The 15,752-nt window shown below is 39.4% G+C and carries 17 protein-coding genes and 1 other annotated feature; all 17 genes read left to right on the forward strand.

Translation table 11 applies throughout. From position 1 onward, the window contains the following. Positions 1–3: 3 nt before the first annotated feature. The 17 genes from ftsZ to AC1VNJ_RS03250 all read left to right on the forward strand — a co-directional run bounded on the left by ftsZ (position 4) and on the right by AC1VNJ_RS03250 (position 15,626). Positions 4–1,161, forward strand: a complete 1,158-nt coding sequence (gene ftsZ, locus AC1VNJ_RS03170; protein WP_013058955.1) for a cell division protein FtsZ — start codon at positions 4–6, stop codon at positions 1,159–1,161. Between the two features lie 276 nt (positions 1,162–1,437). After that, a complete protein-coding gene (spoIIGA, locus tag AC1VNJ_RS03175) occupies positions 1,438–2,361 on the forward strand; it encodes a sigma-E processing peptidase SpoIIGA (protein ID WP_014458377.1) in 924 nt (307 codons plus the stop codon). A 30-nt stretch (positions 2,362–2,391) separates the two neighbouring features. Next, positions 2,392–3,111 (forward strand): RNA polymerase sporulation sigma factor SigE, encoded by a 720-nt coding sequence (gene sigE / locus AC1VNJ_RS03180; RefSeq protein ID WP_013058953.1) that lies wholly within the window; start codon positions 2,392–2,394, stop codon positions 3,109–3,111. Between the two features lie 148 nt (positions 3,112–3,259). Continuing rightward, a complete protein-coding gene (gene sigG / locus AC1VNJ_RS03185) occupies positions 3,260–4,039 on the forward strand; it encodes an RNA polymerase sporulation sigma factor SigG (protein ID WP_013058952.1) in 780 nt (259 codons plus the stop codon). 345 nt (positions 4,040–4,384) lie between these two features. After that, positions 4,385–4,639 (forward strand): YlmC/YmxH family sporulation protein, encoded by a 255-nt coding sequence (locus tag AC1VNJ_RS03190; RefSeq protein WP_013058951.1) that lies wholly within the window; start codon positions 4,385–4,387, stop codon positions 4,637–4,639. Positions 4,640–4,713: 74 nt separating this feature from the next. After that, on the forward strand, positions 4,714–5,535 hold the full coding sequence (pgeF, locus tag AC1VNJ_RS03195; RefSeq protein ID WP_028411472.1) for a peptidoglycan editing factor PgeF: 822 nt from the start codon (positions 4,714–4,716) through the stop codon (positions 5,533–5,535). 7 nt (positions 5,536–5,542) lie between these two features. After that, complete coding sequence (locus AC1VNJ_RS03200; RefSeq protein WP_028411471.1) at positions 5,543–6,226, forward strand: YggS family pyridoxal phosphate-dependent enzyme; 684 nt, start codon at positions 5,543–5,545, stop codon at positions 6,224–6,226. Positions 6,227–6,242: 16 nt separating this feature from the next. Then, complete coding sequence (locus AC1VNJ_RS03205; RefSeq protein ID WP_028411470.1) at positions 6,243–6,707, forward strand: cell division protein SepF; 465 nt, start codon at positions 6,243–6,245, stop codon at positions 6,705–6,707. Positions 6,708–6,710: 3 nt separating this feature from the next. Further along, positions 6,711–6,980, forward strand: a complete 270-nt coding sequence (locus tag AC1VNJ_RS03210; protein ID WP_028411469.1) for a YggT family protein — start codon at positions 6,711–6,713, stop codon at positions 6,978–6,980. A gap of 51 nt (positions 6,981–7,031) precedes the next feature. Next, a complete protein-coding gene (locus AC1VNJ_RS03215; RefSeq protein ID WP_013058946.1) occupies positions 7,032–7,805 on the forward strand; it encodes a YlmH family RNA-binding protein in 774 nt (257 codons plus the stop codon). Between the two features lie 84 nt (positions 7,806–7,889). Then, positions 7,890–8,384: a DivIVA domain-containing protein gene (locus AC1VNJ_RS03220; protein WP_013058945.1), complete on the forward strand. Its 495-nt coding sequence runs from the start codon at positions 7,890–7,892 to the stop codon at positions 8,382–8,384. Between the two features lie 69 nt (positions 8,385–8,453). Then, positions 8,454–8,674, forward strand: a binding site (T-box leader). A 71-nt stretch (positions 8,675–8,745) separates the two neighbouring features. After that, positions 8,746–11,511: an isoleucine--tRNA ligase gene (gene ileS, locus AC1VNJ_RS03225; protein WP_482640302.1), complete on the forward strand. Its 2,766-nt coding sequence runs from the start codon at positions 8,746–8,748 to the stop codon at positions 11,509–11,511. A gap of 170 nt (positions 11,512–11,681) precedes the next feature. Next, positions 11,682–11,969 carry a conjugal transfer protein TraR gene (locus AC1VNJ_RS03230; RefSeq protein ID WP_013084845.1) on the forward strand — a complete coding sequence of 96 codons (288 nt, stop codon included), beginning with the start codon at positions 11,682–11,684 and terminating at the stop codon, positions 11,967–11,969. A gap of 80 nt (positions 11,970–12,049) precedes the next feature. Beyond that, positions 12,050–12,517: a signal peptidase II gene (lspA, locus tag AC1VNJ_RS03235; protein WP_013084844.1), complete on the forward strand. Its 468-nt coding sequence runs from the start codon at positions 12,050–12,052 to the stop codon at positions 12,515–12,517. Next, positions 12,514–13,428: an RluA family pseudouridine synthase gene (locus AC1VNJ_RS03240; RefSeq protein ID WP_013058941.1), complete on the forward strand. Its 915-nt coding sequence runs from the start codon at positions 12,514–12,516 to the stop codon at positions 13,426–13,428. The genes lspA and AC1VNJ_RS03240 overlap by 4 nt, the downstream gene beginning before the upstream one ends. 191 nt (positions 13,429–13,619) lie before the next feature. Beyond that, on the forward strand, positions 13,620–14,162 hold the full coding sequence (gene pyrR / locus AC1VNJ_RS03245) for a bifunctional pyr operon transcriptional regulator/uracil phosphoribosyltransferase PyrR (protein WP_013058940.1): 543 nt from the start codon (positions 13,620–13,622) through the stop codon (positions 14,160–14,162). A gap of 156 nt (positions 14,163–14,318) precedes the next feature. Continuing rightward, the gene (locus AC1VNJ_RS03250; protein WP_028411467.1) at positions 14,319–15,626 is read left to right on the forward strand and encodes a uracil-xanthine permease family protein; all 1,308 of its coding nucleotides are present in this window, start codon (positions 14,319–14,321) and stop codon (positions 15,624–15,626) included. Positions 15,627–15,752 lie beyond the last annotated feature (126 nt).

Below are 15,752 nucleotides of genomic sequence, written 5' to 3' on the forward strand. Positions count from 1 at the left end.
ATCATGTTGGAGTTTGATACAAGTGTAGACCAATTAGCGACGATTAAAGTAATCGGTGTCGGAGGCGGCGGTAACAACGCGGTTAACCGAATGATTGAACATGGCGTCCAAGGTGTAGAATTTATTGCAGTTAATACAGATGCACAGGCATTAAATTTATCAAAAGCTGAAACAAAAATGCAAATCGGCGCTAAATTAACAAGAGGATTAGGTGCAGGTGCTAATCCAGAAGTTGGTAAAAAAGCAGCTGAAGAAAGTAAGGAACAAATCCAAGAAGCACTAAAAGGTGCAGACATGGTTTTCGTAACAGCTGGTATGGGTGGAGGAACTGGAACTGGTGCAGCTCCAGTCATTGCCCAAATTGCTCGTGAGCTAGGAGCACTAACGGTAGGCGTTGTTACTCGTCCATTTACGTTTGAAGGCCGTAAGCGTTCTACTCAAGCGGCAGGCGGCATTGCGTCAATGAAAGAAGCAGTGGATACGCTGATTGTTATTCCAAATGATCGCTTATTAGAAATCGTTGATAAAAACACGCCAATGCTAGAAGCGTTCCGTGAAGCGGATAACGTATTACGACAAGGTGTGCAAGGTATTTCAGATTTAATCGCAGTTCCTGGATTAATTAACTTAGACTTCGCGGACGTGAAAACAATTATGTCTAACAAAGGATCTGCACTTATGGGTATCGGTATTGCGACTGGTGAAAACCGCGCTGCTGAAGCAGCTAAAAAAGCTATTTCAAGTCCACTTCTTGAAACATCTATCGATGGAGCTCAAGGTGTATTAATGAATATCACAGGCGGTACAAACCTAAGTCTTTACGAAGTACAAGAAGCTGCAGATATCGTTGCTTCGGCTTCTGACCAAGAAGTGAACATGATCTTTGGATCTGTTATTAACGAAAACCTAAAAGATGAGATTGTTGTTACAGTTATTGCAACTGGCTTTAGTGACCAAGATTTATCACAGCCAAAACCAGGTCGTCCTTCGTTATCGGCGAATCGCATGCAGCAATCGACACAGCAACCGGCTCCACAGCCGAAGCGTGAAGTAAAGCGTGAAGAACCTGTACAGCAAGAATATACGCGTCCATCTCAGCCACAGTCTGAAGATGCGCTAGATATTCCAACATTCTTACGAAACCGTAATCGTAGACGCTAAGAAAATAAAAAGCCAAGACCTCTGTTTTATACAGAGGTCTTTTTTTATGCAATGAATCTAGAAAACTCAAAAAGAGTATAAAAAACATTCGACATGGTCAATATGACGCCTTCAAAGGGTTTGTGTTTTCTTTCTAAAAGTAGTGTGACAAATATCGAATGATTTCCTCAAAAATACTGCTTGTTTCTCGGCATGAACTGACAGACTTTCTAATAGGATGTACTATATACTAATTTTTAACAGAAAAATTCAGAAAGAATGGAGAGGTTATAAACATTGCCAATCTATTTAGATTTAATATGGATGCTGAATTTTGGGTTAGATACGATCTTACTAATGTTATGTGCTGTTGTACTTAAACGGAATTACAAGTGGTGGCGGCTTTTGCTTGGCGGCTTTATCGGTTCATTGATTGTCCTTCTTATGTTTACACCTTTTTCTCATCTTATGGTTCACCCTGCTATTAAAATTTTATTCTCGTTTTTTATGGTATTGATGGCGTTTGGTTATAAACGACTGCGCTTTTTCTTTGAGAATTTATTAACGTTTTATTTTGCAACCTTTGTTGTGGGTGGAGGGTTAATGGGCGTTCACTTTTTATTTCAAGATCAGTTCCTTGTTCTTAATCAAATGGTTGATACGAAATCTCCACAGTTTGGTGATCCTATTAGCTGGATATTTGTTCTTATTGGTTTTCCGCTATTATCTTATTTTTCAAAAGCACGAGTTGATGATTTGCGAATGAAAAATATTACATTTGATCAGCTGGTAGATGTAGAAGTTATTTTAAACGAACAGACGCTGTCGATGAAAGGACTTATTGATAGTGGGAATCAGCTTGTAGATCCGCTGACGAAAACCCCGGTTATGATTGTTACAGCAGATTCTTTAAAAGAAATATTGCCTGAAGGCTTAATGGAATTAAGCAAAAATGTTCAATCCTTTTCACACAGCGAAGATATTGATCAAGAGTGGTATTCAAAAGTCCGCTTTGTCCCTTATCGAAGCGTAGGCCAAGCCAATCAGCTGCTGCTTGCTCTAAAGCCAGATATGGTAAGGCTGGTTCATCAGTCCAACACGATTGAAGTCACTAAAGTATTAGTAGGTATTAGTCATACAACGCTTTCAGTGGAGAAGCAATATGAATGTATTGTTCATCCGAAGCTTATCGTTATTGGAGAAGTAAGTTCCGCATCGTAAAAGGTGTGAACAAATAAAGGAGGATACACAATGGCTACATATCGAATTCGATTTCAATTATGGTGGTACAAATTATTAATTAAACTTAAGCTAAAAACAGATGAAGTGTACTATATAGGAGGAAGTGAAGCTCTTCCACCACCTTTAACAAAAGATGAAGAAGAAGTGCTCTTGAAGAAACTTCCATCAGGAGATGAAGCAGCACGTTCACTGTTGATTGAGCGTAATTTGCGACTTGTTGTTTATATTGCCCGCAAGTTTGAAAATACGGGAATCAATATTGAGGATTTAATTAGCATCGGCACCATCGGTTTAATTAAAGCAGTAAACACGTTTAATCCTGAAAAGAAAATTAAGCTAGCGACGTACGCCTCTCGCTGTATTGAAAATGAAATTTTAATGTATTTGCGCCGCAACAATAAAATTCGATCTGAAGTTTCATTTGATGAGCCGTTAAATATTGATTGGGATGGAAACGAACTGTTATTGTCTGACGTGATGGGAACCGAAGAAGATATCATCACAAAAGACCTAGAAGCGAATGTAGATCGAAAACTTTTGCTGAAAGCACTGCACCAATTAAATGATCGTGAAAAGCAAATTATGGAGCTGCGCTTTGGGCTAGCCGGCGGAGAAGAAAAAACGCAAAAAGATGTAGCCGATATGCTAGGCATTTCTCAGTCTTATATTTCAAGGCTCGAAAAACGAATTATTAAACGGCTGCGAAAAGAATTTAATAAAATGGTTTAAGTAAAAAAGCTGATTGTATAAGGGCTGAGAAGCATCTTATACAATCAGCTTTTTTAGCGTGGAATTGTCAGAATTGTAAAAGTGCATATTTTTTCCTCCGGAGGAGATACTGAATTCAGAACATCATCTCCTGTTAGGAGGGAAAGAGTTGACAAGAAATAAAGTAGAAATTTGTGGAGTAGATACTTCGAAACTTCCCGTATTAAAAAATGAAGAAATGCGAAAGTTGTTTAAACAAATGCAGGCTGGAGATGGAACAGCAAGAGAAAAGCTAGTAAGCGGAAATTTACGTCTCGTACTCAGCGTGATCCAACGTTTTAACAATCGTGGAGAATTTGTTGATGACTTATTTCAGGTTGGGTGTATTGGATTAATGAAATCCATTGACAATTTTGATTTAAGTCAAAACGTGAAGTTTTCTACATATGCTGTCCCAATGATTATAGGGGAAATTCGCCGCTATTTACGTGACAATAATCCAATCCGTGTTTCTCGTTCCCTTCGTGATATTGCTTATAAAGCTCTTCAAGTTCGTGAAAGGCTTATGAGTGAAACATCCAAGGAACCTACAGCTGAGGAAATTTCAAAAGTCCTAGAAGTACCGCATGAAGAAATTGTGTTTGCTTTAGATGCTATCCAAGATCCGGTTTCTTTATTTGAACCTATTTACAATGATGGCGGAGACCCAATCTATGTGATGGATCAGCTAAGCGATGAACGCAACCGTGATTCAACTTGGATTGAAGAAATTGCTTTGCAAGAAGGTATGAGAAGATTGAACGAGCGAGAAAAACTAATTTTACGAAAGCGCTTCTTCCAAGGTAAAACACAGATGGAAGTTGCTGAAGAAATTGGTATTTCTCAAGCGCAGGTTTCTCGTTTAGAAAAAGCTGCTATTAAACAGATGAATAAAAATATTCAAAGTTAACAAAAGCTCTCTAAACTGGCAGCTGCTCTTGTTCATACAATCAATACCATTCACTTTATTTGATGTTCAACTTAATAAGCATCGTGTCTATAAAAACAGACACGATGCTTATTTTGTATGTATCAATGAATACATAACCAAAAGATATTCATGTTAGATTTCCTATTGCTATGAGGACTTCTCGCTGCTTGTTGACAATGTCTCTTGATGAAAAACTGTGTAATTAGTGAACAAAATGCTTATAGAAAGAGAATGGCAGAGAAAAAATAAGCTTTTCCTTCATGAAATGAAAATTTGAAAATATATATAGGCTAAGGAATAAAGTTGGCTATAGGAGGAGAGAGCATGTTAAAGATTTCAGAGTTTCAGCTGAAAGATGTAGTGAATGTAGCTGATGGCAAAAAACTTGGAAATGTAGGGGATATTGATATTGACTTAACAACGGGAAAAATACAGGCCGTCATTATCGGAGGCTCTCGTGTATTGGGCTTCTTTGGAAAAGATGATGAAATTGTGATTCCATGGAAAAATATTGTGAAAATTGGTTCCGATGTCATTTTAGTACGTTATAAAGACGCATTTCAGCCTGAAGAGAATTAGTTTTTTGTCAACAGCACCTAGCAATCTGTGGTACAATATGTGAGAACAAATGAAACAAGGGATGTGTCACATACATGAATCCTGAGCCATTAAAAAAAAGCCATCACGAGTCGTTTATGTGGCTGAGCCCTTGGGTAGAAAAGAATGATATGCTTGTTGCTGGTTTCACCACAAAAAATGGTGGCGTGAGTAAACCTCCATTTGCTTCTTTTAACCTAGGGCTTCACGTAAACGATAACGTAGAAGATGTTATTACAAATAGAAAAATTTTAGCAGCCGAACTAGACATGTCTTTTGAAAGCTTTGTATGTGCTGAACAAGTACATGAAGCAACTGTTCAAAAAGTAACAAAAGCCGACTGTGCAAAAGGACTCTACAAGTATGAAGAGGGCATAAAAGCAGCGGATGGCATTTATACAAATGAATCTGATATTTTGTTAGCTTTATGTTATGCAGATTGTGTTCCGCTGTACTTCTATGCGCCTGATCACCATTTAGTTGGTCTTGCTCATGCCGGGTGGAAGGGAACAGTAAAAGATATTGCAGGAAATATGATTCGGCGGTGGGTAGAGCAAGAAAATGTTCCGGTTGAAGATATTTACGTGGCGATTGGCCCTTCGATTGAAGATTGCTGTTATGTTGTCGATAACCGCGTCATTACACAAGTAAACGAAGTAGTTGGCCAAAATGGATATCAAGAAGTAAGCCCTGGACAATACGCGCTTAATTTAAAAAAAGTCAATAAGCTGCTGATTCAAAACGCAGGCGTATTGCCGGAACGAATTTTAACATCGTCGTATTGTACAAGCTGTGAAGATGACCTGTTCTTCTCACATCGCCGCGACCAAGGGAAAACAGGACGCATGTTTAACTTCATAGGCTTTAAGGAGGAGTAATTACATAGTGACAGCTAGCGTAAGTGAAAATCTAGAAGCAGTTCAACAAACAATTGCTGAAGCATGTAAAAAAGTTAATCGAAATCGAGAAGATGTAGAGCTGATTGCTGTAACAAAATACGTTTCCACAAAACGAGCAGCAGAAGCAGTGGATGCAGGCATTTTACATCTTGGAGAAAACAGGGATGAAGGTCTTCTAGAAAAGTATGAATCAATCGGTGAGAAAGCGACCTGGCATTTTATCGGAAGCTTACAAACAAGAAAAGTAAAAAATGTGATTGATAAAGTTGACTATATTCATTCACTGGACCGATTATCTTTAGCAAAAGAAATTGATAAACGTGCAGGACATCGTATAAAATGTTTTGTACAAGTTAATGTTGCCGAAGAACAATCAAAGCATGGCCTTGCTGTAGAAGAGGTAATTCCATTTATTCAATCTCTTGAAACATTTACAAATATCCAAGTAGTTGGATTAATGACCATGGCTCCTCACACAGATGACGAGTCCTTGCTTCGCAGCTGTTTTCAAGGTTTAAAGAAATTGCAGGATCGTATACAAGAACTAAACCTCCCGTATGCACCTTGTACGGAGCTATCAATGGGAATGTCAAACGATTATGCAATTGCAATTGAAGAAGGAGCAACATTCATTCGACTAGGAACCACGCTAGTTGGGAATGAACGTTAAGGAGGTGTAATTCAAGATGAGTATGAAAAATCGCTTTAGAAGTTTTTTTGCTCTTGATGACGATACTGAATATGTAGAAGAACATTACGAACAAGAAGAGTCGGTAGAAGAGCCTGTACAGCAGTCGAGACCAGTGAAAGCTAGTCAGCAGCCGAATCAGCAGCAAAACGTGATTAGCTTGCAAAGCGTTCAAAAATCATCAAAAATGATGCTTTGCGAACCTCGCGTCTATGCCGAAGCACAAGAAATTACGGATCATTTAAAAAATCGTAAAGTCGTAGTTGTTAATTTACAGCGCATTCAACGAGATCAAGCAGTGAGAATTGTCGACTTTTTAAGTGGTACAGTTTATGCTTTAGGCGGGGACATTCAAAAAATTGGAACCGACATCTTTTTATGTACACCTGATAATGTAGACGTAAGCGGAAGCATTTCAGATATGATGGGAGAACACGATACAACAAACGTAAAGAGGTGGTAGTTTTTGGACATCGTTTTTGGGATTCTCGCAAAATTGATTGGGCTTTACTCATGGGCACTGATTATTTACATTTTGATGTCTTGGGTACCCGATGTAAGGGCCTCTAAGTTTGGTCAGCTGCTTGGCAGTATTTGCGAGCCTTACTTAGAGCCTTTTCGTAAAATCATTCCGCCTATTGGCATGATTGATATTTCACCTCTTGTTGCAATCTTTTTACTACGATTTGCGGAAAGAGGCGTGTATTCACTTAATAATGTGATGGGGTTTATTTAAAAAAGGAATCGCTGGATTCCTTTTTTACATACCAATAGTAGGAGTAATAATATGTCTATTTATGAACATTTTAGGCAAGAAGAACATGGGTTTATTGATCAAGTTCTTCAGTGGAAAGAAGATGTCCTACATCAATACAGCCCAAAATTAACGGATTTTTTAGATCCAAGAGAGCAGCAGATTGTGACGGCTATTGTCGGGACTGAAGGAGAGGTTCAAGTTTCATTTGATGGTGGACAACCGTTTGCTGAACGCAAGCGTGCGCTGCTATATCCGGATTACTATGTGCCTGAAAGCGAAGATTTTCAGTTGCATATGTACGAATTGAATTATCCTAAAAAGTTTGTGACGATTGAACATCCTCAAGTTCTTGGTTCGGCGATGTCCTTAGGACTGCGCCGTTCAAAATTTGGCGATATTTTGGTCGCGGGAGACGATATTCAGCTTGTAGCCGCAGAGGAAATTTCTTCTTATATTGAGATGAATTTAACATCAATTGGAAAAGCCAAAGTTTCACTTTCTTCTATTCAAAGAGAGCAGCTGCATGTGGTAAAAGAAGAGCTGATTGAACACGTTTATACAGTTTCTTCAATGAGGCTTGATGTTTTGCTGTCGACCATTCACAATTTATCAAGACAAAAAGTCCAGCCGTTTATTGCAAATGGAGCGGTAAAAGTAAATTTTAAAGTCATTGAACAGCCTTCTTTTGAATGTCATGAAGGTGATATTTTGTCGCTTCGTGGCCACGGCAGAAGTCGTATCGTTTCACTTGAAGGCAAAACCAAAAAAGAAAAATGGCGAATTGTTGTAGGGAAGCAGAAATAAAGAAATCTACTAGCAGGAAATTTTAAAAATATGTCGAATAAACCATTACTAATGATGTAATGAGACAACACGGAGGTGGCCTAGATGCCTTTAACCCCTTTGGATATTCATAACAAAGAGTTTAATCGCGGGTTTCGCGGATATGATGAAGATGAAGTAAATGAGTTTCTTGACCAAGTAATTAAAGACTATGAGCTGGTAATGCGTGATAAAAAGGAGTTAGAAGGAAGAGTATCTGAATTAACAGATCGTCTTGGACATTTTACTAACATCGAAGAAACGTTAAATAAATCAATTTTAATTGCTCAAGAAGCAGCGGAAGATGTAAAGCGAAACGCTGAAAAAGAAGCGAAGCTCATTATAAAAGAAGCAGAAAAAAATGCGGACCGTATTATTAATGAAGCACTGTCTAAGTCTCGTAAAATTGCGATGGACATTGAGGAGACGAAAAAGCAGTCTAAAGTATTTAGAACTCGTTTCAAAATGTTAATTGAAGCACAGCTTGAAATGTTAAACAGCGATGACTGGGATCAGTTGATGGATTATGAGATGCCAGCGCTAGAAGAAAAAATTGACTAGTCAAGACATCATCTTGACTTCTCACGTTTTGTTGTCATATAATTTGGTAACAGATGAAATTTCATATCAAACAGTACGGAGACAGGGACAGTAGCTTTTTTAGTTTGTCAAAGCGAATCGAGGATGGTGCGAGCTCGATAACAAACAAAAAAGTGAAAATCACCCTAGAGTACCATTGCTGAAATGATGATAGTAAGCAGTGGCGGTTTATTCACGTTACGAATGCAAAGAGGATTTGCGTGCAGCAAATCTACTAGGGTGGTACCGCGGGAGGCCTTCTCGTCCCTTTTTGGGATGAGGAGGTCTTTTTGTTATGGTGCAAAAAGATATGAAATTTACGTTTTTTTTTGGAGGGTAAAACATGGAATATAAAGATACATTATTGATGCCAAAAACTGAATTTCCGATGCGTGGAAATTTACCGAACCGCGAGCCTAAAATGCAAGAACAGTGGGCTGAAATGAATATTTATGAAAAAGTACAAAAACGTACGGAAGGCCGTCCGCTATTCGTCCTGCATGATGGACCTCCATATGCCAATGGCGATATTCACATGGGACATGCCTTAAATAAAATTTTAAAAGATTTTATCGTTCGCTATAAGTCGATGTCAGGCTTCTGCGCACCTTATGTGCCAGGCTGGGATACACACGGCTTGCCAATTGAAACGGCTTTAACAAAAAATAAAAAAGTAAACCGCAAAGAAATGACAGTAGCTGAATTCCGTAAGCTTTGCGAACAGTATGCTTGGGAACAAGTAAACGGCCAGCGTGAGCAGTTCAAGCGTTTAGGCGTACGCGGAGATTGGGATAATCCATATGTAACGCTTCAGCCACAGTACGAAGCGCAGCAAATCAAAGTATTTGGCGATATGGCGAAAAAAGGCTATATCTACAAAGGATTAAAACCTGTATACTGGTCCCCTTCAAGTGAATCTGCTTTAGCAGAAGCGGAAATTGAATACTATGACAAGCGTTCAGCTTCTATTTACGTAGCGTTTAATGTGAAAGATGGTAAAGGCGTGCTTGAACAAGATGAAAAATTCATCATTTGGACGACAACACCATGGACAATGCCAGCTAACCAAGGGATTGCTGTCAATCCCGAGCTTCAGTACAGCGTAGTTGAAGCAGATGGAGCAAAATATGTAGTAGCAACTGAACTTATTGAAACAGTTGCTAAAGAAATTGAATGGGCTGACTATAAGACACTTCGTACAGTAAAAGGTTCAGAACTTGAACGCGTGGTAGCTGAACATCCAATCTACAAGCGTGATTCTTTAGTTGTTCTTGGCAATCACGTAACGACTGATGCTGGTACTGGCTGTGTTCATACAGCACCGGGACACGGGGAAGACGACTTTATCGTTGGTCAAAAATACGGTTTGGAAGTTCTTTGTCCAGTTGATAGTAAGGGTCATATGACGAATGAAGCACCAGGATTTGAAGGATTATTCTATGATAAAGCGAATAAGCCGATTACAGACAAACTAGAAGAAGAAGGCGCGCTGTTAAAATTAAGTTTCATTACCCACTCATATCCACATGACTGGCGTACGAAGAAACCAACAATTTTCCGTGCAACAGCACAGTGGTTTGCGTCTATTAAAGATTTCCGTGAAGATTTATTAAAAGCAGTAGAAAAAACAGAATGGGTGCCTACTTGGGGTGAAACGCGACTTTATAACATGGTGCGTGACCGCGGAGACTGGTGTATTTCTCGTCAACGTGCATGGGGCGTTCCGATTCCAGTATTTTATGCTGAAAATGATGAGCCGATCATTACGGACGAGACAATTGAGCACGTATCAAATCTATTTAGAGAACATGGATCAAACGTATGGTTTGAGCGTGAAGCAAAAGACTTGCTTCCAGAAGGCTTTACTCATGAAGGAAGCCCAAATGGCCGTTTCACAAAAGAAACAGACATCATGGACGTATGGTTTGACTCTGGTTCTTCACATCAAGCTGTTCTTGAAGAGCGTGAAGACTTACAGCGTCCGGCTGATTTGTATTTAGAAGGTTCTGACCAATACCGCGGCTGGTTTAATTCAAGTCTTTCTACAAGTGTAGCTGTAACAGGTGAAGCACCTTATAAAGGCGTACTTAGCCACGGATTTGCTTTAGACGGTGAAGGTCGCAAAATGAGTAAGTCATTAGGGAATGTTGTAATTCCAGAAAAAGTAATGAAACAACTAGGTGCGGATATTTTACGTCTATGGGTAGCTTCTGTAGATTACCAAGCGGATGTTCGTGTATCTGATAACATTTTAAAACAAGTAGCAGAAGTATATCGTAAAATCCGCAACACGTTCCGTTTCTTACTAGGAAACCTAGCGGACTTTAATCCAACAACTGACGCTGTAGCCGTTGAAGACCTTCGTGAAGTAGACCGCTACATGCTTGTGAAGCTGAACAAATTAATTGATAAAGTGAAAAAATCTTATGATTCATATGAATTCTCAAGCATTTATCACGCAGTGCATAATTTCTGTACAATTGATATGAGTTCATTCTACTTAGACTTTGCAAAAGATGTATTGTACATTGAAGCAGAAAATAATGTAGAGCGTCGCAGCATTCAAACGGTTCTTTATGAAACGTTATTATCGTTAACGAAATTAGTGTCTCCAATTCTTTCTCATACAGCAGACGAAGTATGGGTTCACATTCCGAACGTAACGGAAGAAAGCGCGCAGCTAGTTGATATGCCAGATGTTCAAGAAATTGAAGGAGCAGATCAATTAGTAGAGAAATGGGATGCGTTCATGGAGCTTCGCGATGAAGTCTTAAAAGCGCTAGAACAAGCTCGTAATGAAAAAGTAATCGGTAAGTCTTTAGAAGCAAAATTAACGCTGTATCCAACAGCAGATACGAAAGAGCTGTTAGCCTCTATTTCTGAAAATGTAGGTCAACTCTTCATCGTTTCAGATCTCGAGGTAGCAGAAGGTGAAGCGCCTGCTGAAGCACAAAAATTCAGCTATGCTTCAATTGTTGTAAGTAAAGCAGAAGGTGAGAAGTGTGAGCGCTGCTGGGTAGTATCACCAACAGTTGGCGAAGATCAAGATCACCCAACTTTATGTACACGCTGTGCGGATGTTGTGAAAAATCACTACGTTCAGCAGTAATGAACAAAAGCACGTCCTTTTTGGGCGTGTTTTTTGCTGTACGAAATTCCCAAATACAATGGTATAAAGCATTCAAAGCCTTAGGAAAAACTTGTGTTGTAGATTCGATGGAAAACTCGGTAAACCTAACATCATTAATACTTCATCTTATCAGCACAGGAGGCGTTTGCATGTATGAAAATTATCTTTCCATTGGACAGGAATTAGCTCTTATCAAAGAAGAATTACAAGATCGCCTATTGAGATATGCTACAGAACAATCTGGTTATATAGATGAAAAGGAACGTTACGTAATAGAAATGATTAAAGCCGATTTAAAAGATGTAGAACACGCGCTAGCAAAGCTTGACGTTGGTGCGTTCGGAATTGATGAACTAACTGGCGAAGTGATGTCTATTCATAAATTAAAAGTAATGCCGACGGCCCGCACAAACGAAGATTTATTTGTTTTATGGTGAGAAGCGAGAAAAAAAATGAATTATGTGCTAAAATGCTTTAGTATGGATTCGTTTGATTTTATTGCGGGAGGAAAACGTTTGTGTTTTATTATCTTATCGCTTTAGCTGTTATACTTATTGATCAGGTAACAAAATGGATGATTGTAAAAGAAATGTATTATGGACAAAGCATCACCGTAATTGAAAACTTTCTTTACATTACCTCTCATCGTAACAGAGGAGCCGCGTGGGGGATTTTACAAGGACAGATGTGGTTCTTTTATCTCATTACGGTGGTTGTGGTAGTCGGTTTAATAATTTATATTCAAAAGCTCAAAAAACAAGATAAATGGTTCGGTATTGCGCTAGCATTAATGTTAGGCGGCGCCATTGGAAACTTTATTGATCGAGTGGTCCGTAAAGAAGTAGTTGATTTCGTAAATACATACATCTTTACGTATGATTTTCCGATTTTTAACGTAGCTGATTCGGCACTTGTCGTCGGAGTAATCATCATGTTTATTATGACGCTGTTTGAAGGGAAAATGAAGAAGGAGCACAAAGAATGAATGTAATTGAAACAGTTATAAATGAAGAACAAGCGGGAGAACGTATTGATAAAGTACTTTCGACTGTAAATGCAGAATGGTCACGTTCACAAGTGCAGCAGTGGATCAAAGAAGGTCATGCAAAAGTGAATGATAAAACCGTTAAAGGAAACTATAAATGTAAAACAGGAGACGCTATTATTATTGAAGTGCCGGAACTAGAGGAGCTTGATGTGGTAGCGGAAGAAATGGATTTAGATATTTATTATGAAGATCAAGATGTGCTTGTTGTAAATAAACCTCGCGGCATGGTTGTACATCCAGCTCCAGGTCATCATAGCGGCACGCTTGTAAACGGCTTAATGGCTCACTGTAAAGATTTATCCGGTATTAACGGCGTTATGCGCCCTGGGATCGTTCATCGAATTGATAAAGATACGTCAGGTTTACTTATGGTTGCAAAAAATGATTTAGCCCATGAATCACTAGTTAGTCAGCTTGTAGCTAAAACAGTGACGCGTCGCTATAAAGCTATCGTTCACGGAGTAATTGCGCACGATCACGGTACAATTGATGCGCCAATCGGCCGAGATAAGCAAGATCGTCAAAGCATGACGGTCACTGATGAAAACAGTCGTGATGCAGTGACGCACTTTACTGTATTGCAGCGTTTTAAAGATTTTTCACTTGTCGAATGTAAGCTAGAAACGGGGCGAACACACCAAATTCGCGTTCACATGAAGTATATTGGCTTTCCGCTTGCTGGAGATCCGAAGTACGGACCGAAAAAAACGCTTCCGATTGACGGACAAGCACTTCATGCAGGTGTATTAGGCTTTATTCACCCTCGTACAAATGAATATATGGAATTTGAAGCACCGGCTCCAAAAGAGTTTAATGAGATGCTAGAGCTTATTGAAAAAAGAAGTTGACAACTGCCATAAGTGATGGCATACTTGTATTAACTTAATAAGAACCTTTAAGAACAGTCCAGAGAGGCTGAGAAGGAAACGGTGCAGAAAAGGCATACTTATAGCCTTTTTGAAGAAATATGTCTAAAACCAAATCCTCTTGCCTCAAGGCAAGAGGATTTTTTTATGTCAACAACTTGAGGTGAAAAACAGTGAACGTAAAAGCTACCGTACTTGACGAACAGGCTATTCGCCGCGCTTTAACTCGAATTGCACATGAGATTATTGAAAAGAATAAAGGAATCGAAAATTGTGTGCTAGTGGGGATTAAAACGCGAGGTATTTATATCGCAAAACGTTTAGCAGAACGAATTGCACAAATTGAAGGAAATACATTGCCAGTCGGAGAACTAGACATCACGCTTTACCGAGATGATTTATCGAAAGTGACAAGCAATGATGAGCCTCTCGTAAAAGGATCAGATATTCCGACAGATATTGCAAATAAGAACGTCATCTTAGTAGACGATGTGTTATATACGGGCCGTACGGTTCGAGCAGCACTTGATGCACTAATTGATATCGGTCGACCGGAACTCATTCAGCTGGCTGTTTTAGTGGATAGAGGACACCGCGAGCTGCCGATTCGAGCAGACTATGTTGGTAAAAACGTACCGACAGCTAAAAGTGAAAAAATTGCGGTGCATTTGATGGAAGTAGACGAAAAAGACCACGTGTCTATTTACGAAAAATAAATTATATACCCTTTTAAATAGTAGTCCCGTGAGGCTGCAAAAGGGGGGTCACTATACAAGGAAAACTATACTGCGGTATAGCGTCTTCCTTGTATGCTGAAAACCTCTTTGCCTCTGCGTAAAGAGGTTTTTTTATAGTGATAGGAGGAAAAACATATGAGTCAACAACGAGATTTTGTACTTGATATACATGATAAACCAAAAGCAGTAAATTGGTTAACATTGAGTCTGCAGCATTTGTTTGCAATGTTTGGATCGACGGTGCTAGTGCCGTTCCTAGTCGGATTCAGCCCGGCAATTGCTTTGATTTCAAGTGGGGTAGGAACGCTTGCTTTCCTGCTCATTACAAGAGGTCAAATTCCTTCTTACCTTGGTTCATCGTTCGCGTTCATCACGCCAATCATTTTCGCAAAAGCTTCGTTTGGACCTGAAGAAACGATGGTTGGCTGTTTCTTAGCCGGACTTGTGTATGGAATCGTTGCTTTGATTATAAAAGGAACAGGAATCAATTGGATTATGAAGCTGCTTCCTCCGGTTGTAGTAGGACCAGTTATTATGGTTATAGGCTTAGGATTAGCTAATACAGCAGTAGGCATGGCGATGAACGATGCAAAAGGAAATTACAGCTTAACTTACCTGATGGTTGCGCTTGTAACGCTAGCAATAACAGTTGCTTGCTCAATCTTCTTTAAAAACATTATCAGCCTGATTCCGGTACTGATGGGAATTATCGGCGGATACATCTTCGCTTATACACAAGGATTGGTAGACTTTTCAAAGGTAATGAAAGCAGAGTGGATTGAAATACCTCACTTCTACGTGCCGTTCGTCACATACACGCCGTCCATTTCACTAGGGATTGTGCTTATCATGGTACCTGTAGCAGTCGTAACACTTTCAGAACATATTGGACACATTCTTGTTTTAAATAAGATTGTGGATCGAAACTATATTGAAAAGCCAGGGCTGCACAGATCGATTTTAGGAGACGGAGTAGCCACTATGCTTGCTGCGCTGATCGGCGGACCTCCAAACACAACATATGGTGAGAACATCGGAGTGTTAGCTATCACAAAGGTGCTTAGCGTATTTGTAATAGCAGGAGCAGCAGTCTTCGCGATTTTGTTCGGGTTTGTCGGCAAAATCAACGCTCTTATTTCAAGTATACCAACGCCGGTCATGGGTGGGATTTCAATTCTCTTATTCGGAATCATTGCTTCATCAGGCTTGCGCATGATGGTGGATGCAAAGGTAGATCTTGGATCAAAACGAAACTTAATGATTGCTTCGATTATCTTAGTGTTAGGAATCGGAGGAGCACACTTAGATATCTCAGAACATGTAAAGATTGATAGCATGGCACTGTCTGCTATCATGGGAGTTCTGCTGAATCTAGTTCTGCCGAAAGAGAAGATAAAAGAAGCAGAAAACGTTCAACAAACGTCAGCACGAAAAATTTCATAGAACGCCTTTTAATTGAAATCCAGAGAGGTTTCTAAGGGTGTGTGAAAAGCGCGTTATAGACGAAGCTTGTTTTCTTACACCCTTTCTAAGTTAGAAAGGGTGTTTTTTATAAAGAAATGCGAGGAA

Source organism: Priestia sp. 3CA3, from assembly GCF_056836725.1.